Origin of the sequence: Streptomyces mauvecolor (assembly GCF_039532965.1) — a bacterium.
GTDB lineage: Bacteria > Actinomycetota > Actinomycetes > Streptomycetales > Streptomycetaceae > Streptomyces > Streptomyces violascens.
Genome location: NZ_BAAASQ010000023.1, coordinates 114,909 through 132,661, shown reverse-complemented (window position 1 = coordinate 132,661; position 17,753 = coordinate 114,909). Strand labels below are relative to the sequence as shown.

Sequence of the window (17,753 nt, the reverse complement as noted above, 5' to 3'; positions counted from 1 at the left end):
TCCTCACCCCGCTCAGCCCTGCCCAGCCCTCCGCATGCCACACTCGGGGGCATGCGCGTGTACCTCGGCTCCGACCATGCCGGCTTCGAACTCAAGAACCACCTCGTCGAGTGGCTCACGGCCCACGGCCACGAGCCCGTGGACTGCGGTCCGCACATCTATGACGCCCAGGACGACTACCCGCCGTTCTGCCTGCGTGCCGCCGAGAAGACGGCCGCGGACCCGGACTCGCTGGGCATCGTGATCGGCGGCTCCGGCAACGGCGAGCAGATCGCCGCCAACAAGGTCAAGGGCGTCCGCGCCGCACTGGCCTGGAGCGAGCAGACCGCGGCCCTCGGCCGTGAGCACAACGACGCCAACGTGATCTCCATCGGCGGCCGGATGCACACCGAGGAGGAGGCGACCAAGTTCGTCGAGATCTTCCTCACCACCCCGTACTCGGGTGAGGCACGTCACACCCGCCGCATCGAGATGCTCACCGAGTACGAGACCACCGGCAAGCTCCCCGAGATCCCGGCCCACCACCCGCAGCAGGGCTGATCGTCACCCATGCCTGAAGGGCACACGATCCACCGGCTGGCCGCCGACCACGACCTCATGTTCGGCGGCCGGCCGCTGCGCGTCTCCAGCCCCCAGGGCAAGTTCTCGGACGGCGCGGCCCTGGTCGACGGCCAGGTCCTGGAGGGCGCCGAGGCGCACGGAAAGCACCTGTTCCTCGGCTTCGGCCCGTCCGGCTGGGTCCACATCCACCTGGGCCTGTTCGGCAAGTACGGCTTCGGTGATGCCCCGGCCCCGCCGGCCACCGACACCGTACGGCTGCGGCTGATCAACGACGAGGCGTACGCGGACCTGCGCGGACCGACGACCTGTGCGCTGATCACCGACGGCGAGAAGCGGGCGATACACGACCGGCTCGGCCCCGACCCGCTGCGGGCCGCCGACACCGGCGAGAAGGCCTGGCAGCGGATCTCGAAGAGCCGCACCACCATCGCCGCCCTGCTCATGGACCAGAAGGTCATCGCGGGCGTGGGCAACGTCTACCGCGCCGAGGTTCTCTTCAGGCACGGCATCGACCCGTACCGGCTCGGCAAGGACCTCACCCCCGCCGAGTGGGACGCGGTCTGGGCCGACCTCGTGGAGCTGATGAGCGAGGGCGTCCGACTCAACCGGATCGACACCGTCCGCCCCGAGCACACCCCCGAGGCGATGGGCCGCCCGCCGCGCGTGGACGACCACGGCGGCGAGGTGTACGTCTACCGCCGCGCCCATCAGCCCTGCCACATCTGTGGCGGCGAGATCCGCACCGCCGATCTCGCCGCCCGCAATCTGTTCTGGTGCCCCGGCTGTCAGAAGCCGTGAGGCAGCCACGGCGCGAGCTCGCTGCCGAACGCCGTCGAGGCCTCGGCCAGCGCGCCCGGGCGCAGCTCGCGCACCCGGCCCGAGCCCGCGAGTGAGGCGAGCGTGACCCCGCCGAGGTAGGCGGCGCCCAACTCCCTTACGGACAGGGCCAGTTCGGCCGGGTCCTCGGTGCGGACGCAGGACGCGCCCTTCGCGTCGCCGGTCAGCCGCCAGCGGCCCGCGTTCCACGGACAGAACGCGTCCTCGACCTCCAGGACCACATCGACGGGCGCCGCGTACGTACGCGCCTCAAGGGCCGCGCCCACCTCGACGAGCCGTACGTGCAACGAGTCCCTCAGCCGCAGCTCGCAGCGGCGCACGTCGGAGACGAGGTGCTGGAACGCGTCGTCGGCCGGGCGGCTCTTCACCTTCAGCGTGCTCGTCAGGTCGATCCCGAACAGGTAGCGCCACAGCGCAGCGGACACCGCCGGGTCCACGGCCTCCAGATCGTGCAGCGTGACCGTGCCGTCCACGCCGGCCGGCCCCGACTTCGAGGCGACCCGGTAGCGGGCGTATCCGACGAGCTCCCCGTCGCGCTCGGCCAGCACGCACTGCAACGGCGATGCGCCGTCCCGGTAGGCCACCGGGTCGCACGTGGTGAACCGGTCCCAGCCGGGCTGCCGGGCCAGCAGGCCGGGGCGCCCCGGCACGAGGCGCGCGTACAGCGCCTCGCACTCGGCCAGCGATTCCGCCACCTTCACGTACCGCAGCCGCACCTCGTCGGTGCCGGGCGGCACGTCGAGGCGGACCCGGGTCGTGTCGATCTCCGCGGACAGCGCCATCGTGGCGATGCCGTACCCGAACCGCCCGTAGATGGCCGGCTCGGACGCGGTCAGGACGGCCAGCGCCTCGCCGCGCTCGCGCACGTCGTCGAGCTGGCGGCGCATCATCGAGGTGAGGATGCCGCGGCGGCGGTGGGTGCCCATGACACCGACCCCGGTGACGCCCGCGGCCGGCACCACGGCCCCGCCCGGCACGCTCAGCCGGAACGGGAAGGTGCTGGTGCCGGCCACGCACTGCGAGTCGTCCCACACGGCGATCGAGCGCGCGGGGTCGATCAGCTCGCGCCACAGCTCGACTTCCTCGGGGGCATCCGAAATCCCCCCGAAGGCCACCAGCAGGGCTCCGTACCACTCGTCCCACTCGGCCGGGTCCAGAACCCGAAACTCCATCGTCATATGCCATGACTAGCAGGGACGGCACGGGTGGAGCGAACGGATTTCCGGCACGGCCGGCCGCTGGTGGCGGACGCGCAGGGGGCCGTACCCGGGTGAGGCGTACGAGAGGCGGGGGGAACGGATTTTCCTCACACCCCCCGCCGGGGGCACCAGCCCGGGGCGCGAGCGCCCGCCGCGCCGTGCCCGGCGGGCCGTACGCCTCCCTGGCTACCGGTTTTCCACCGGGGAGCCCCCTCCGGGCGCCGGGGGCCACCTGCACGGGGAGCCACCGGCTGGATAGGGTCCTCGGCAATGGCACGTGCGATGAGAGCGGACTCGTTCACCGCCCGGTGGCGCAAGGCGCTGCACCGGGTCCGCAACGCCGTGCGCAGATCCGGCGTCGACTACTTCCGCGGCGACGGCTCCGACTGGGTCGCCCTGGCCGGTCTGCTCCTCACCGTCCCCGCCATCGCCTGCGCCACCCTCTTCGCCCCCGTGTGGTGCGCCCCCTCCGCCCTGGTGCTGCCGATCGTGGCGGGCGGGCTCCTGCTGCGGCCCGCCAACCTCCTCGCCCTGTACGCGGCCGCCGCGGCCGCGCTGATCGTGGAGTCGGTGCGGCTCGGCCCGTACACGGCGGGTCCGTCGCGGGTCACCCCGGGCACGGTCCTCGTGGTGGCCGCCTGCGGGCTCTTCGGGCTGCTCATCGCCCAGTTCCGGGCCCGCGTCGGCGTGCCGTGGCGGCGCGGCGGCACCATGCTCTTCGACCTGCGCGAACGCATCCGGGTCCAGAGCGCGCTGCCCCACCTGCCCAAGGGCTGGCACCGCGAGATGGCGCTGCGTCCCGCGGGCGGCCAGTCGTTCTCCGGCGACTTCGTCGTCGCGGCCCGCACCGGCGGCGGGCGCACTCTGGAGATCGTCCTCACCGACGTCTCCGGCAAGGGCATGGACGCGGGCTCCCGCGCCCTGCTGCTCTCCGGCGCGTTCGGCGGCCTCCTCGGCTCGCTGCCCCCGCACGCCTTCCTGCCCGCGGCCAACGGCTACCTGCTGCGCCAGGACTGGGACGAGGGCTTTGCCACCGCCATCCACCTGGTCCTGGACCTCGACTCCGGCGACTACGAACTCCTCTCGGCGGGCCACCCCCCGGCCATCCAGCTCCACGCGGGCTCGGGCCGCTGGCACGAACAGGCCGCCGAAGGCCCGCTGCTCGGCGTGTACGACGGCGCCGAGTTCCACCCCTCGAAGGGCTCGCTGGCCCCCGGCGACGTCCTGATGCTCTTCACGGACGGCCTGGTCGAGACCTCCGAACGCGACATCGGCGAGGGCATCGACCGCCTGACGGGCGAGGCCGACCGGTACGTGTCGACGGGCTTCGACGGGGCGGCGTGGCACCTGATCGAGGCGGTGGCGAAGGATGTCAACGACGACAGGGCGCTGCTGCTGATCCGCCGGGAGGCGTGAGGGGGCTTCGGCTCCCCTTTCCCGCCCGCCCGTTCTGCCCGCTGGAGGGCTGGACCCTGCTCGGGCCACGCGCCCGCAGCCCCGGCAGATCCCAGCAGGGCATCCCTCGGCCCCCCGCCGGGGGTGGGGTCAACCCCACCCTTGATCCACCGGCGGCCGCCATGGTCCGCACCCCTCCCGCATCCGTAGGTTCGAAGGGTCGGCGTGAGTGCGTCGGCCAGGACGAGCGGAAGGCAGGGGCCATGGCATTGCGACGGGCCAAGAACACACGGCGGACGACCGCGGACGCGGCGCCCGCCCACGACTGGGCCGTCGAACTGCGCGGGGTCCGCCGGCAGTACGGCCGCGGCGCCTCCGCCGTGCACGCCCTGCGCGGCATCGACCTCACCCTGCCCCGGGGCAGCTTCACCGCGGTGATGGGCCCGTCCGGCTCCGGCAAGTCGACGTTCCTGCAGTGCGCGGCCGGCCTGGACCGGCCGACCGACGGCTCGGTCCGGCTCGGCGGCACCGAGATCACCGGCATGAGCGAGAACAAGCTCACCGAGCTGCGCCGCTCCCGCCTCGGCTTCGTCTTCCAGGCCTTCAACCTGCTGCCTTCGCTCACGGTCGAGCAGAACGTCGTGCTGCCCATGCGGCTCGCCGGGGACCGCCCCGACCGGCGCCGCGCGGCGGAACTCCTCGCCCAAGTGGGCCTCGCAGGCAAGGGCGACCGCCGCCCCGGCGAGCTTTCCGGCGGCCAGCAGCAGCGCGTGGCGATCGCCCGGGCGCTGGTGACAAGCCCCGACGTGATCTTCGCCGACGAGCCGACCGGTGCCCTGGACACCACTACCGCGGCCGAGGTCCTCGCCCTCCTCCGCAACGCGGTGGACTCCCTGCGGGCGACCGTGGTGATGGTCACCCACGACCCGGCGGCCGCCGCCTACGCCGACCAGGTCCTGTTCCTGGCCGACGGCGCGATAGCCGACGCCCTCCCGAGTGCGTCGACGTCCCAGATCGCGGCGAGGATGACGGCCCTGACGGCGAGGCGCCCGTTCGCGGGGGTGGCGGCGTAGGCCCTCCGGGGACCGGGTGACTCGTCCTCGCCCCGGTGGGGGCCGGCCGCGCAGTTCCCCGCGCCCCTGGCGGGGTTGCGCGTAGCCCACCAGGCATGGCCAAGCCCGCATGCCCCGGCCCCGCCGTGGAGGCACCGCCATGGAGGCACCGCCTATTCGCGAGAGCGGGGCCACCCCCGATCCGCCGTGGAGGGACCGCCCGTTGGCGAGAGCGGGGCCCGCCCCCGCCCCGCAACTCACCCCCCACCATCCGACGCCCCGCCAGCAACCCACGAACGTCGCCCGGCCGCCGACGAACCGGCACCACCCATTGGTCCCCGTCCCTTTCGAGCGGGCGGAACGGGCGGGCGGGTGGGAGAACCCGGCACCACCCCCCAGCACCCCGCAGGAGCCCCGCATGCACTCCCCCAACCGCCTGGCTCGCGCAGCGATCCGGTTCAAACCCTCCGCCTTCGCCGGCACCTTCGTCGCCCTCCTCATGGCCGCGATGATCGTCTCCGCCTGCGGCCTCCTGCTCGCGACCGGAATCACCGCCTCCGTGCCGCCCCAGCGCTACGCCGCCGCCCCCGTCGTGGCCGCCGCCGACCAGAGCTTCCACTACACGACCGGCTCCGGCGAGGACCGCGACACCGAGTCCGTCGCCTACCCGGACCGGGCCCGCCTCGACGACTCCCTGGTCGCGAAGGCCGCCTCGGCCCCCGGCGCGGCCAAAGCCGTCGCCGACCTCGCCCTCCCCGTACGTACGGACAACAACACCCCCGCCACCGCCCACAACTGGGCCTCCACCGCCTTCACCGGTACGAAGCCGGCCACCGGCAAGGCTCCGGGCCCCGGCGAGGCGGTCACCACGACCGGCACCGTGGGGGAGCGGATCACCCTCGACACCCCCGGCGGCAAGCGGGAGTTCAGGATCTCCGGCACCGCGGGCGCCCCCGGCAGCAACGAAATCTGGCTCGCCGACGCCGACGCCCGCGCCCTGTCCGGCCACCCCGGCAAGGTCGACGCGATCGCCGTACTCCCCAGGCCGGGCACCCCCACCGCCACCCTCGCCGCCCAGGTGAAGCAGGCCCTCGGCGGCCAGGCCCAGGTGCGTACCGGCGACGACCGGGCCACCGTCGAGGACAGCGGCCTCGCCAAGGCGAAGGAGATGCTCACCGGCCTCGGCGGCTCGTTCGGCGGCGTCGCCGCGATGGTCGCCGTGTTCACCGCCGCCGGCACCGTCGCCCTCTCCGTCGGCCAGCGCAGCCGCGAGTACGCCCTGCTGCGCGCGATCGGCGCCACCCCGCGCCAGATCCGCCGCACCATCGCCACCGAAGCCCTCCTGGTCGCCCCGCTCGCCGGAGTGCTCGGCTGCCTGCCCGGCGTCGCACTCGCCACCTGGTGGTTCGGCCAGCTCCGCGACAAGGGCGCGATCCCGGACGCCGTCGACCTCGCCATCACCCCGCTCCCGCTGCTCATCGCCGTCGCCACCACCGTCCTGACCGCCCTGTGCGCCGGAGCGGCCGCCGCCCGCCGCCCCTCGAAGATCAAGCCCGGCCAGGCGCTGGCCGAATCCGCCGCCGAACGCCTGCGCCCCGGCTGGATCCGCACGCCGCTCGGCATCGCCTCCCTCGTCGGCGGCTGCGTGTTCGCCGGGGTCGCGGCCTCCGAGACCGGCGAGAACGCCGCCAACGCGGCCCTCGGCGTCGTCATGCTCTTCATGCTCTCCGTCGCCCTGCTCGGCCCGCTGGTCGCCCGAGCCTGCGCCGCCGTCTTCGGCCTCCCGCTGCGCGCGGCGGGCGCCCCCGGCTCGCTGGCCGCCGCCAACTCCCGTACGAACGCCCGCAGGCTGGCCTCCGCGATCACGCCCATCGTCCTCGCGATGGCCTTCTCGTCCGTCCTGGTCTTCATGCACACCAGCGAGGAGAGGGCGACCGAGGACCAGCAGCGGGCGGGCATCATCGCGAACCAGGTCGTCACCGCCCCCGCGGGCCTCCCCTCCGACGCGGTAGCCCGTGCCGCCGCCACCCCCGGCGTCGACACCGCGGTCGGCCTCACCCGCACCGCCGTCCTGATCCCGAACGCAGGCGCCGGCTCCACCCCGCGCGACGCCTCCGCCCAGGGCGTCACCGGCACCGGCACCGACCTCGCCAAGGTCCAGGACCTGGGCATACGCACCGGATCCCTGGCCTCCCTCGCCCCCGGCACGGCCGCGATCGACGCCTCCCTCGCCGACGCGGCCGGCGTACGCACCGGAGACCGCCTCCCGCTGCTGCTCCCCGACGGCACCAAGGCCGCCCCGAAGATCGTCGCCACGTACGAACGAGGCCTCGGACTTGCCCAACTCACCTTCCCCCAGGCCGACTTGAGGACCCACCTGACCTCTCCGACCCCCACCACCCTGCTCGCCCGGGCCACCCCCGCCGCGGCCACCCCGCTCGCCGCCCTCGGCCACGTCACCGACGCCGCCGGCCATGCCGCCGCGCAGAGCCTGGACCGCGAGGTCAACGCCTGGGCCAACACCGTCATGGCCGCCGTCCTCGGCGGATTCGCGGCCGTCGCCGCCGTCAACACCCTGGTGATGACCGTCTTCGACCGCCGCCGCGAACTCGGCACCCTGCGCCTCATCGGCACCACCCGCCGCCAGGTCCTCAAGATGATCCGCTGGGAGGCTCTCCTGGTGGTCGCGGCGGGCGTCGTCATCGGCAGCGCGATCGCCCTGGCCACCCTCGTCCCGATGATGAACGGCCTGACCGGCCGCGCCCCCTACATACCGCCGCTCCTGTACGGCTCGTTCGCGGGCGGCATCCTGGTCCTCGGCCTCGCCGCGACCGCCCTCCCGGCCCGGGCGGCACTGAAGTGAGCCGCACCCGGGCCCGTACAGTCGAAGCCATGTCCCACGCGAAGCCGATGATGACTCTCGGCGAGGTCGAGACCCTCGCCCGGGCCGCCCACGAGGGCCAGACCGACAAGGCGGGCCGCCCCTACGCCGAACACCTGGCGGCGGTCGCCGAGGGCGTACGGGCCCGGGGCGGCACCGAGGACCAGATCAAGGCGGCCTGGCTGCACGACGCGATCGAGGACGAAGCGCTGTCGGTCCAGTGGCTGGAATCCGCCCAACTCCCGCAATCCGTCAAGGAGTTGGTGCTCGCCATGACCAAACGACCGGGCGAGGCACTGGAGTCCTACACGCGGCGCATCCTGGCCACCGAGGGAGCACTCCTGATCAAGGAGTCCGACCTGGCGCACAACGCCGACCCGGCCCGCCTGGCGGTCCTCGACGAGCCGACCCGCACACGCCTGAAGGCCAAGTACACCGAGGTACGCCGCCTGCTCGGCCTCTCGTGACCCCTTGAGCCCGGCTCGCGGTTGGCCTGATCCTTACCTTGGCGATCCGTCACCCGGCAGCAACCACAGGGGTGTTGGTGGCACGATAGTCATCGCGGGGGTGTGCGCGGCATGCTCCCGGGCCGGCAAGGCGGACCGACCAAGGGTGTGTGATCAGTTGTGGCCATTTCACTGTCAGTGGTGCTGCTGTTGGCGGTCGTCCTCGTGGTGCTCATCCGCGGCGGCTCCATCAAGGCCGGGCCGGCCATCGTCGCGATACTTTTCGGCTTCTTCCTGGCCTCGACGGGCATGGCCCCCTCGATCCAGCGATTCCTGAACTCGATAGCGGACACGATCAACCAGATCAAGTTCTGACCACGCCGAAGGGCCCGGCAGCCGAGCTGCCGGGCCCTTCAGGACTCAAGAGCGGGCGACGGGAATCGAACCCGCGTAGCTAGTTTGGAAGACTAGGGCTCTACCATTGAGCTACGCCCGCAAGCACCGCGCCGCAGGTCATCGCGACCGCGGCACGTAGAGCATCGTAGCGGGTCGCACCCCGGACGCGCACACCGCCTTCTTCGGGCGCGCTCCCGCGAAGCGATTCCGGCCACACCCGAGCCGCACCCACGCCGCACCCGCGAAACGATCCGGGCCGCGCCCGCGCATTCGGCCACCCGTACCCGCGCATTCCCGGTCACCCGCGCCCGCGCGATCCCGCCGGGCCGCGCCCCCCGGACGATCCGTACCGCACCGGCCGAACAAAGCGGCCGACGCACTCCCCGCGGCCATGTACCCTACGTGTCGCACCGACGGGGTGTGGCGCAGCTTGGTAGCGCGTCCGCTTTGGGAGCGGAAGGCCGTGGGTTCAAATCCCGCCACCCCGACCAGCGTCACCGATGTCCGATCTCCACGGACAAGATCACATTGTGGGTGGCATCCCGCTTGCGGTTACTATGCAAGCTGCGTGCCCGTGTGTCTGATGAATGATGTACCGGGCCCCATCCGCCAGGGACCGTCGGTCTTAGGCAGAACCCCCAAAGAAGTCAGCCACAAGGAGACCGAACCGTGAAGAGCGCCGTGGAGACCCTGAACCCGACTCGGGTTCGGCTCACTGTCGAGGTGCCCTTCGAGGAGCTCAAGGACAGCCTCGACGCGGCGTACAAGAAGATCAACCAGCAGGTCACGGTCAAGGGCTTCCGCAAGGGCAAGATCCCGGCCCGAGTGATCGACCAGCGGTTCGGTCGTGGCGCCGTGCTCGAAGAGGCCGTCAATGACGCCCTTCCGAAGTTCTACACCGAGGCGATCAACGAGGCGGAGCTGAACCCGCTGGGTCAGCCCGAGGTCGACATCACCGAGCTGAAGGACGGCGAGACGCTGAACTTCACCGCCGAGGTCGACATCCGCCCGACCATCGAGATCCCGGACTACTCCGGCATCGAGGTCACCGTGGACGCCGTCGAGGTCAGCGACGAGGACGTCGAGAAGTCCGTGGAGCAGCTCCGCGAGCGCTTCGCCTCGACCTCCCCCGTCGAGCGTGCCGCCGAGGACGGCGACGTCGTGACGATCGACCTGCAGGCCAAGGTCGACGGCGAGGTCCTGGAGGACGGCGTGGCCGAGGGTGTCTCGTACACCATCGGTTCCGGCGAGCTTCTCGAGGGCATCGACGACGCCGTGAAGGGCCTGGAGGCCGGTGGCGAGGCCACCTTCACCTCCGAGCTCAAGGGCGGCTCGGCCGAGGGCAAGGAGGCCGAGGTCACCGTCAAGGTCACCCAGGTCGCCGCCCGCGAACTGCCCGCCCTGGACGACGACTTCGCGCAGCTCGCGTCGGAGTTCGACACCCTGGACGAGCTCAAGGCCGACAGCCGCAAGCGCCTCGAGAACATGAAGCAGTACGACCAGGCCACCCAGGCCCAGGAGCGCGTCCTGGACGAGCTCCTGAAGCTGGCCGAGGTCCCGATCCCCGAGAAGCTCCTCGCGGACGAGATCCAGACCCGCAAGCACAACCTCGAGCACCACCAGCTCGGCCAGATGGGCATCGACCTCGCCAAGTACCTGGAGATCCAGGGCAAGACCGAGGAAGAGTTCACCGCCGAGACCGAGGAGCAGGCGGTCAAGGGCATCAAGACGCAGTTCATCCTGGACGAGCTCGTCAACAAGGAGAAGCTGAACGTCAACCAGGAGGAGCTCACCGAGCACCTCATGCGGCGTGCGGCCTCCTCCGGCATGAGCCCGGACCAGTTCGCCCAGGCCGTCGTCGAGGGCGGCCAGGTGCCGATGCTCGTCGGCGAGGTCGCCCGCGGCAAGGCGCTGGCCGTGGTCGTCGAGGCCGCCAAGGTCACCGACACCAACGGTGAGGTCGTCGACCTCGAGGACGACGAGGACGAGGTCGCCGAGGCCGTCGTCGCCGCCGCCGAGGGTGAGCCGGTCGAGGCCGCCGCCGAGGAGAAGACCGAGGCCTGAGCCTCTGCCTGACCCATCGGGAAGGGCCCGTACGCAGCCGCGTACGGGCCCTTCTTCGTACCTGATTCCGCTTCAACCACCTTGCGCTCCGAGCGAACAGTTCGGGAACCGGGATGGCGTTGTCCCACCTGCGCGTTAGGGTCCATGAATACGAGGGTGGTGGAGTCTGGCGAGCCGGAGTCCGCGCCCCCGGAACGAAGACGCTGAGACGGCCGAAGCCGTCAGAGACGAGCAGGTGGATACGTGACGAATCTGATGCCTTACGCCGCCGGTGAGCCGTCCCTCGGTGGTGGCCTCGGCGACCAGGTCTACAGCCGACTGCTCAACGACCGCATCATCTTCCTCGGCCAGCAGGTCGACGACGAGATCGCCAACAAGATCACCGCCCAGATGCTCCTCCTGGCCGCTGCCGACCAGGACAAGGACATCTACCTCTACATCAACAGCCCCGGTGGCTCGGTGACGGCCGGCATGGCGGTCTACGACACCATGCAGTACATCCAGAACGACGTCGTCACCATCGGCATGGGCATGGCCGCCTCGATGGGCCAGTTCCTGCTGACCGGCGGCACCGCGGGCAAGCGCTTCGCGCTCCCCAACACCGACATCCTGATGCACCAGGGCTCCGCCGGCATCGGTGGCACCGCCTCCGACATCAAGATCCAGGCCGAGTACCTGATCCGTACGAAGAAGCGCATGGCGGAGATCACTGCCGCGCACTCCGGCCAGACCGTCGAGACGATCATCCGCGACGGCGACCGCGACCGCTGGTACACGGCGGAGGAGGCCAAGGAGTACGGCCTCATCGACGAGATCATCTCCGCTGCCTCGGGCGTTCCGGGCGGCGGCGGCACCGGGGCCTGAGCCCCGACCCGCACCGCTTCGACCCCGCCCACTTGAACGCCACCAGGATGGTGAACACCCCAATGAGCAACTTCTCCGGCCCCTCGGCCAACGCGAGCGGCCTCTACACCGGCCCGCAGGTCGACAACCGCTACATCGTGCCGCGCTTCGTCGAGCGCACCTCGCAGGGCGTGCGTGAGTACGACCCGTACGCGAAGCTCTTCGAGGAGCGCGTGATCTTCCTCGGCGTGCAGATCGACGACGCGTCCGCCAACGACGTGATGGCGCAGCTCCTGTGCCTGGAGTCGATGGACCCGGACCGCGACATCTCCATCTACATCAACAGCCCGGGCGGCTCCTTCACCGCCCTGACGGCGATCTACGACACCATGCAGTTCGTGAAGCCCGACATCCAGACGGTCTGCATGGGCCAGGCGGCCTCCGCTGCCGCCGTCCTGCTCGCCGCCGGTACGCCGGGCAAGCGCATGGCGCTGCCGAACGCCCGCGTCCTGATCCACCAGCCCTCGGGCGGCACCGGCCGCGAGCAGCTCTCCGACCTGGAGATCGCGGCCAACGAGATCCTCCGGATGCGTTCGCAGCTGGAGGAGATGCTGGCCAAGCACTCGACGACGCCGATCGAGAAGATCCGCGACGACATCGAGCGCGACAAGATCCTCACGGCCGAGGACGCGCTGGCCTACGGTCTCGTCGACCAGATCGTTTCGACCCGCAAGACGACGACCTCCGCGGCGGCCTGAGCCGCATCGGCAACCTTGGCGCGGTCCACGTCGAAGTGAACCGCGCCAAGGGGGGCCCGAACGAGGGGCTCGGCAAGGTACCGTCGGTAGGGGGTCTGGGGGTGTCCCCCCGGAACACGCAGTAGGCACCAGGAGGCGGCGCACATGGCGTCTCCCAGGCGAAGGGGAAGCACCTCGTGGCACGCATCGGTGACGGCGGCGACCTGCTCAAGTGCTCGTTCTGCGGAAAGAGCCAGAAGCAGGTGAAGAAGCTCATCGCAGGCCCCGGGGTGTACATCTGCGACGAGTGCATCGACCTCTGCAACGAGATCATCGAGGAGGAGCTCGCCGAGTCCTCCGAGGTGCGGTGGGAGGAACTCCCCAAGCCGCGCGAGATCTACGAGTTCCTCGAGGGGTACGTCGTAGGCCAGGAGCCCGCCAAGAAGGCGCTCTCGGTCGCGGTGTACAACCACTACAAGCGCGTCCAGGCCGGCGAGAACGGCGGCGCGCAGGGCCGTGACGACGCCATCGAGCTCGCCAAGTCCAACATCCTGCTCCTCGGCCCGACGGGCTCCGGCAAGACGCTCCTCGCCCAGACCCTCGCCCGGATGCTCAACGTGCCCTTCGCCATCGCCGACGCCACGGCGCTGACGGAGGCCGGCTATGTCGGCGAGGACGTCGAGAACATCCTCCTGAAGCTGATCCAGGCCGCCGACTACGACGTCAAGAAGGCCGAGACCGGGATCATCTACATCGACGAGATCGACAAGGTCGCCCGCAAGAGCGAGAACCCGTCGATCACGCGTGACGTCAGCGGCGAAGGCGTCCAGCAGGCCCTGCTGAAGATCCTGGAGGGCACCACCGCCTCCGTCCCGCCGCAGGGCGGCCGCAAGCACCCCCACCAGGAATTCATCCAGATCGACACGACGAACGTCCTGTTCATCGTGGGCGGTGCCTTCGCGGGCCTGGAGAAGATCATCGAGTCCCGGGCCGGCGCCAAGGGCATCGGCTTCGGCGCGACGATCCGCTCCAAGCGGGAGATCGAGGCCAGCGACCAGTTCCAGGAGGTCATGCCGGAGGACCTGGTGAAGTTCGGGATGATCCCCGAGTTCATCGGCCGTCTGCCCGTCCTGACCTCGGTCCACAACCTCGACCGCGAAGCCCTCCTCCAGATCCTGGTCGAGCCGCGCAACGCGCTGGTCAAGCAGTACCAGCGCCTCTTCGAACTCGACGGCGTGGAGCTGGACTTCGACCGCCCGGCCCTGGAGGCCATCGCCGACCAGGCCATCCTGCGCGGCACCGGCGCGCGCGGCCTGCGCGCCATCATGGAGGAGGTCCTCCAGTCGGTGATGTACGAGGTCCCGTCCCGCAAGGACGTCGCCCGCGTCGTCATCACCGCGGACGTGGTCCGCAACAACGTGAACCCGACGCTGGTCCCGCGCGAGCCGCGGATCGTGAAGAGCGACGGGCGGCACGAGAAGAGCGCGTAGCGCTGCGCTTGCCTGCGCATGGCAGAGGGGCGCCCGGTCAACCTGGTTGACCGGGCGCCCCTCTGTGCGTCGTCCAGGACCGTCAGATCTTCTGGCGGGACGTGTTGTACAGCGACGCCGTCAGCTTGGCGGCGTCGTCCTGGCTCGCCCCGCCACCGATGGCGGCCTTGCCCAGGTCCATCAGGATCACCACGCCGTACGTGCTGTAGTCGGCCCACACGCAGGCCGGGGCCGTGAACTCCTTGGGCCCCTTCTCGACCGAGCCGTCGGCGCCGGAGTTGGTGAACTTCATGTCCTGGCACTTCATCAGCGCGCCCTTGAACCCGGCCGGCTTGACGAGCTTCGGGCTGCCGATGAGCTCGACCTTGAAGGCCTTGCTCTTGTTGGTGTTCGCCTCGGCGTTCTTGAACGAGGCGTCGATCACCTTCGCGGGGTCGCTGATCTCACCCCAGTACGTCTCGGCCTGGATCGACTTGGCTGTCAACGGGTTCTTCTCCGGGTCGCCGGAGTTGTACGAGGCGGAGACCTGCTGCGGGTTCTTGACCCCGGCGGCCTCGGCCTTCTTCTTCTGCTCGTCCGTCATCGGGGCCGACTTGTCGGTCCCGTCCTTCTTGTAGTCCTCGACCGTGGCAGGCAGGACGATCTTGTACCCCTTGGTGTCGGCCGACACGTCGCTGTTGCTCGCGCCGCCCTTCGTCAGGAACCACACGCCGCCGCCGATCACGGCGACGGCCACCACGACGGCCGTGACGATCAGGCCCGTCTTCTTCTTCGGCGGAGCCGGCGGCATGGGCTGCATCGGGGCGCCGTACGGGGGCTGCTGGCCGTACGGGGGCTGCTGGGGCGGCTGGCCGTAGGGCGGCTGCTGCTGCGGGTACCCGTAGGGCTGCTGCGGCGCGGGCTGGCCGTACGGCTGCTGCGGGGGCACGCCCTGCGGTGCCTGCTGCGGGTAGCCGTAGCCGGGCTGCTGCGGGCCGGGCTGCCCGTAGGGCTGCTGCGGCGGCTGCTGGCCGTACGGACCGGGCTGCTGAGGCTGGCCACCGTACGGGCCCGGCTGGTTGTAGCTCATTCCTTGGTTCCCCCTAGGGATGCTTATCCGATCCGAACATCCTGGCCGACGGGGCGCCGAGGCGGTCCATCGGGGGGCCCACCGTTACGGAAACTACCCATTTCAGTACCGGCCCGTGACACCCCTAAACTGACCCCGTGACCGAGAACACTCAGCAGCAGAATCCAGCGCCCACCACCGAACTGCCGACCCAGTACGCGCCGGCCGAGGTAGAGGGGAAGCTGTACGAGCGCTGGGTAGAGCGCGGTTACTTCACGGCTGACGCCGGGTCCGACAAGGACCCCTACACCATCGTCATTCCGCCACCGAACGTCACGGGCGCGCTGCACCTCGGGCACGCCTTCCAGGTCACGCTCATGGACGCCCTCACCCGTCGCAAGCGGATGCAGGGGTACGAGACGCTGTGGCTGCCCGGCATGGACCACGCGGGCATCGCCACGCAGAACAAGGTCGAGCAGCAGCTCGCCGAGGAGGGCAAGTCCCGGCACGATCTGGGGCGCGAGGCGTTCACCGAGCGCGTGTGGCAGTGGAAGGGTGAGTACGGCGGCCGGATCCTGGGCCAGCTCAAGCGCCTCGGTGCCGGGCTCGACTGGACCCGTGAGCGGTTCACCATGGACGAGGGTCTTTCCAAGGCCGTCCAGACCATCTTCAAGAACCTGTACGACGACGAGCTGATCTACCGCGCCGAGCGCATCATCAACTGGTGCCCGCGCTGTCTGACCGCCATCTCGGACATCGAGGTCGAGTACCAGGACGACCCGGGCGAGCTCGTCTCGCTCAAGTACGGGGAGGGGGACGACACCCTCGTCGTCGCCACCACCCGCGCCGAGACGATGCTGGGCGACACGGCCATCGCCGTCCACCCGGACGACGAGCGCTACCAGCACCTCATCGGCCGGCTCATCAAGCTGCCGCTCACCGACCGCTCCATCCCGGTCGTCGCGGACACCCACGTCGACCCCGAGTTCGGCACCGGCTGCGTCAAGGTGACCCCGGCGCACGACCCGAACGACTTCGCCATCGGGCAGCGGCACAACCTCGACTCCATCACCGTCATGGACGAGCGCGGCATCATCACGGTCCCGGGCCCGTTCCAGGGGCTCGACCGCTACGAGGCCCGTTCGGCGATCGTCGGCGCGCTCAAGGAGCAGGGCCGCATCGTCGCCGAGAAGCGCCCGTACATGCACTCCGTGGGGCACTGCTCGCGCTGCAAGACGACCGTCGAGCCGCGCCTGTCGATGCAGTGGTGGGTCAAGGTCGGCCCGCTTGCGCAGGCCGCCGGTGACGCGGTCCGCGACGGCTGGGTCAAGATCCACCCCGAGGACATGTCGAAGCGGTACTTCGACTGGGTCGACAACATGCACGACTGGTGCATCTCGCGCCAGCTGTGGTGGGGCCACCGCATCCCGATCTGGTACGGCCCCGAGGGCCAGGTCGTGTGCGTCGGGCCCGACGACGAGATCCCGACCGGCGAGGGCTGGCACCAGGACCCCGACGTCCTGGACACCTGGTTCTCGTCCGGTCTGTGGCCGTTCTCCACGCTCGGCTGGCCGGAGAAGACCGCCGACCTGGAGAAGTTCTACTCGACCGACGTCCTGCTCACCGGCCACGACATCATCTTCTTCTGGGTCGCCCGGATGATGATGTTCGGCCTGTACGCGATGGACGGCGAAGTCCCGTTCAAGACGGTCGCGTTGACCGGTCTCGTCCGCGACGAGTTCGGCAAGAAGATGTCGAAGTCCAACCCGAACGCGGTCGACCCGATCGACTGGATGGACGCGTACGGCTCGGACGCCGTCCGCTTCACCCTGGCCAAGGGCGCCAACCCCGGCGCGGACGTGCCGATCGGCGAGGACTGGGTGCAGGCGTCCCGCAACTTCGCCAACAAGATCTGGAACGCGACCCGCTTCGCGCTCATGAACGGCGCCACGGTCGAGGGCGAACTCCCGCCCGTGGAGCAGCTGTCGGCGGTCGACCGCTGGATCCTGTCCCGGCTGAACAAGACCGTGGCCGAGGTCGACGCGTACTACGAGGACTACCAGTTCGCGAAGCTCAGCGAGTCGCTCTACCACTTCGCGTGGGACGAGGTCTTCGACTGGTACGTCGAACTGTCGAAGACGACGTTCTTCGCGGGCGGCGAGCAGGCCAAGGTCTCCGGCCGGGTCCTCGGTGAGGTCCTCGACGTGATGCTGAGGGTCCTGCACCCCATCGTCCCGTTCGTCACCGACACCCTGTGGACGACGCTGACCGGCGGCGAGTCCCTCGTGGTCGCCGACTGGCCGACAGACAGTGGCTTCCGCGACGACGCCGCCGAGCGCGAGATCGAGCTGGTCCAGCAGGTCGTCACCGAGGTCCGCCGGTTCCGTTCCGACCAGGGTCTCCAGCCCGGCCAGAAGGTTCCGGCCGAGCTCACCCTGACCGGCACCGCGCTCGCCCCGCACGAGGCGGCCATCCGTCAGCTGCTCCGGCTCCAGCCGGCCGGCGAGGGCTTCCACGCCACCGCCGCGCTGCCGGTCGCAGGCGCCACGGTCGCCCTCGACCTGTCCGGCACCATCGACGTCGAGGCCGAGCGCAAGCGCCTGACCAAGGACCTCGGGGCGGCCGAGAAGGAGAAGGCGGACGCGAACAAGAAGCTCGGCAACGAGGCCTTCCTCGCCAAGGCCCCGGACAACGTGGTCGACAAGATCCGTACGCGCCTGACCAAGGCCGAGGCCGACATCGAGCGCATCACCAACCAGATCGCCGCCCTGCCCAAGGGCTGATCCGGACGCCCATACGGGCAT

14 protein-coding genes and 2 tRNA genes are annotated in these 17,753 nt (G+C 70.6%); 13 read left to right on the top strand and 3 right to left on the bottom strand.

Features of this window, described 5'->3' with window-relative positions:
• The first annotated feature begins 51 nt into the window (after nt 1–51).
• Nucleotides 52–540, top strand: coding sequence for a ribose-5-phosphate isomerase (locus ABD346_RS28185; RefSeq protein ID WP_344378686.1), 489 nt, complete (start codon nt 52–54; stop codon nt 538–540).
• Nucleotides 541–549: 9 nt separating this feature from the next.
• Entirely contained in the window at nt 550–1,359 is an 810-nt protein-coding gene (locus ABD346_RS28180) for an Fpg/Nei family DNA glycosylase (protein ID WP_344378683.1), read from the top strand.
• Here the strand turns inward: ABD346_RS28180 and ABD346_RS28175 are convergent.
• Nucleotides 1,347–2,576: a GNAT family N-acetyltransferase gene (locus tag ABD346_RS28175; protein WP_344378681.1), complete on the bottom strand. Its 1,230-nt coding sequence runs from the start codon at nt 2,574–2,576 to the stop codon at nt 1,347–1,349. The genes ABD346_RS28180 and ABD346_RS28175 overlap by 13 nt on opposite strands.
• Before the next feature lie 291 nt (nt 2,577–2,867).
• On the opposite strand from ABD346_RS28175, the gene ABD346_RS28170 reads away from it, so the two are divergent.
• From ABD346_RS28170 to ABD346_RS28150, 5 genes are all read left to right on the top strand, one after another.
• Nucleotides 2,868–4,013, top strand: coding sequence for a SpoIIE family protein phosphatase (locus ABD346_RS28170; RefSeq protein WP_344378679.1), 1,146 nt, complete (start codon nt 2,868–2,870; stop codon nt 4,011–4,013).
• 242 nt (nt 4,014–4,255) lie between these two features.
• Nucleotides 4,256–5,065 (top strand): ABC transporter ATP-binding protein, encoded by an 810-nt coding sequence (locus tag ABD346_RS28165; protein ID WP_344378677.1) that lies wholly within the window; start codon nt 4,256–4,258, stop codon nt 5,063–5,065.
• Between the two features lie 397 nt (nt 5,066–5,462).
• Nucleotides 5,463–7,907 (top strand): ABC transporter permease, encoded by a 2,445-nt coding sequence (locus tag ABD346_RS28160; RefSeq protein ID WP_344378676.1) that lies wholly within the window; start codon nt 5,463–5,465, stop codon nt 7,905–7,907.
• Nucleotides 7,908–7,936: 29 nt separating this feature from the next.
• Nucleotides 7,937–8,392 (top strand): HD domain-containing protein, encoded by a 456-nt coding sequence (locus tag ABD346_RS28155; protein WP_344378674.1) that lies wholly within the window; start codon nt 7,937–7,939, stop codon nt 8,390–8,392.
• Between the two features lie 159 nt (nt 8,393–8,551).
• Nucleotides 8,552–8,746 carry a hypothetical protein gene (locus tag ABD346_RS28150; RefSeq protein WP_053727400.1) on the top strand — a complete coding sequence of 65 codons (195 nt, stop codon included), beginning with the start codon at nt 8,552–8,554 and terminating at the stop codon, nt 8,744–8,746.
• A gap of 50 nt (nt 8,747–8,796) precedes the next feature.
• Here the strand turns inward: ABD346_RS28150 and ABD346_RS28145 are convergent.
• Nucleotides 8,797–8,867, bottom strand: a tRNA-Gly gene (locus ABD346_RS28145).
• A 314-nt stretch (nt 8,868–9,181) separates the two neighbouring features.
• Here ABD346_RS28145 and ABD346_RS28140 point away from each other — a divergent pair.
• The 5 genes from ABD346_RS28140 to clpX all read left to right on the top strand — a co-directional run bounded on the left by ABD346_RS28140 (nt 9,182) and on the right by clpX (nt 13,901).
• Nucleotides 9,182–9,258 (top strand) — tRNA-Pro (locus tag ABD346_RS28140).
• 178 nt (nt 9,259–9,436) lie between these two features.
• Nucleotides 9,437–10,831 carry a trigger factor gene (tig, locus tag ABD346_RS28135; protein WP_189964403.1) on the top strand — a complete coding sequence of 465 codons (1,395 nt, stop codon included), beginning with the start codon at nt 9,437–9,439 and terminating at the stop codon, nt 10,829–10,831.
• A gap of 255 nt (nt 10,832–11,086) precedes the next feature.
• The gene (locus tag ABD346_RS28130; protein WP_114036843.1) at nt 11,087–11,695 is read left to right on the top strand and encodes an ATP-dependent Clp protease proteolytic subunit; all 609 of its coding nucleotides are present in this window, start codon (nt 11,087–11,089) and stop codon (nt 11,693–11,695) included.
• 47 nt (nt 11,696–11,742) lie between these two features.
• On the top strand, nt 11,743–12,432 hold the full coding sequence (locus tag ABD346_RS28125; protein WP_053727403.1) for an ATP-dependent Clp protease proteolytic subunit: 690 nt from the start codon (nt 11,743–11,745) through the stop codon (nt 12,430–12,432).
• A gap of 176 nt (nt 12,433–12,608) precedes the next feature.
• Nucleotides 12,609–13,901 (top strand): ATP-dependent Clp protease ATP-binding subunit ClpX, encoded by a 1,293-nt coding sequence (clpX, locus tag ABD346_RS28120; RefSeq protein ID WP_344378672.1) that lies wholly within the window; start codon nt 12,609–12,611, stop codon nt 13,899–13,901.
• A gap of 82 nt (nt 13,902–13,983) precedes the next feature.
• Here the strand turns inward: clpX and ABD346_RS28115 are convergent, their stop codons facing one another.
• A complete protein-coding gene (locus ABD346_RS28115) occupies nt 13,984–14,970 on the bottom strand; it encodes a hypothetical protein (RefSeq protein WP_344378670.1) in 987 nt (328 codons plus the stop codon).
• Nucleotides 14,971–15,107: 137 nt separating this feature from the next.
• On the opposite strand from ABD346_RS28115, the gene ABD346_RS28110 reads away from it, so the two are divergent.
• Nucleotides 15,108–17,732 carry a valine--tRNA ligase gene (locus ABD346_RS28110; RefSeq protein ID WP_344378669.1) on the top strand — a complete coding sequence of 875 codons (2,625 nt, stop codon included), beginning with the start codon at nt 15,108–15,110 and terminating at the stop codon, nt 17,730–17,732.
• Nucleotides 17,733–17,753 lie beyond the last annotated feature (21 nt).

Excerpts from the sequence above, each read along its gene's own strand:
- ABD346_RS28175 (WP_344378681.1), bottom strand. The coding sequence starts at position 2,576 with ATGACGATGGAGTTTCGGGTTCTGGACCCGGCCGAGTGGGACGAGTGG.
- ABD346_RS28115 (WP_344378670.1), bottom strand. The coding sequence starts at position 14,970 with ATGAGCTACAACCAGCCGGGCCCGTACGGTGGCCAGCCTCAGCAGCCC.
- ABD346_RS28165 (WP_344378677.1), top strand. The coding sequence starts at position 4,256 with ATGGCATTGCGACGGGCCAAGAACACACGGCGGACGACCGCGGACGCG.
- ABD346_RS28130 (WP_114036843.1), top strand. The coding sequence starts at position 11,087 with ATGCCTTACGCCGCCGGTGAGCCGTCCCTCGGTGGTGGCCTCGGCGAC.
- ABD346_RS28155 (WP_344378674.1), top strand. The coding sequence starts at position 7,937 with ATGTCCCACGCGAAGCCGATGATGACTCTCGGCGAGGTCGAGACCCTC.
- ABD346_RS28180 (WP_344378683.1), top strand. The coding sequence starts at position 550 with ATGCCTGAAGGGCACACGATCCACCGGCTGGCCGCCGACCACGACCTC.
- ABD346_RS28170 (WP_344378679.1), top strand. The coding sequence starts at position 2,868 with ATGGCACGTGCGATGAGAGCGGACTCGTTCACCGCCCGGTGGCGCAAG.
- ABD346_RS28125 (WP_053727403.1), top strand. The coding sequence starts at position 11,743 with ATGGTGAACACCCCAATGAGCAACTTCTCCGGCCCCTCGGCCAACGCG.
- ABD346_RS28185 (WP_344378686.1), top strand. The coding sequence starts at position 52 with ATGCGCGTGTACCTCGGCTCCGACCATGCCGGCTTCGAACTCAAGAAC.
- ABD346_RS28160 (WP_344378676.1), top strand. The coding sequence starts at position 5,463 with ATGCACTCCCCCAACCGCCTGGCTCGCGCAGCGATCCGGTTCAAACCC.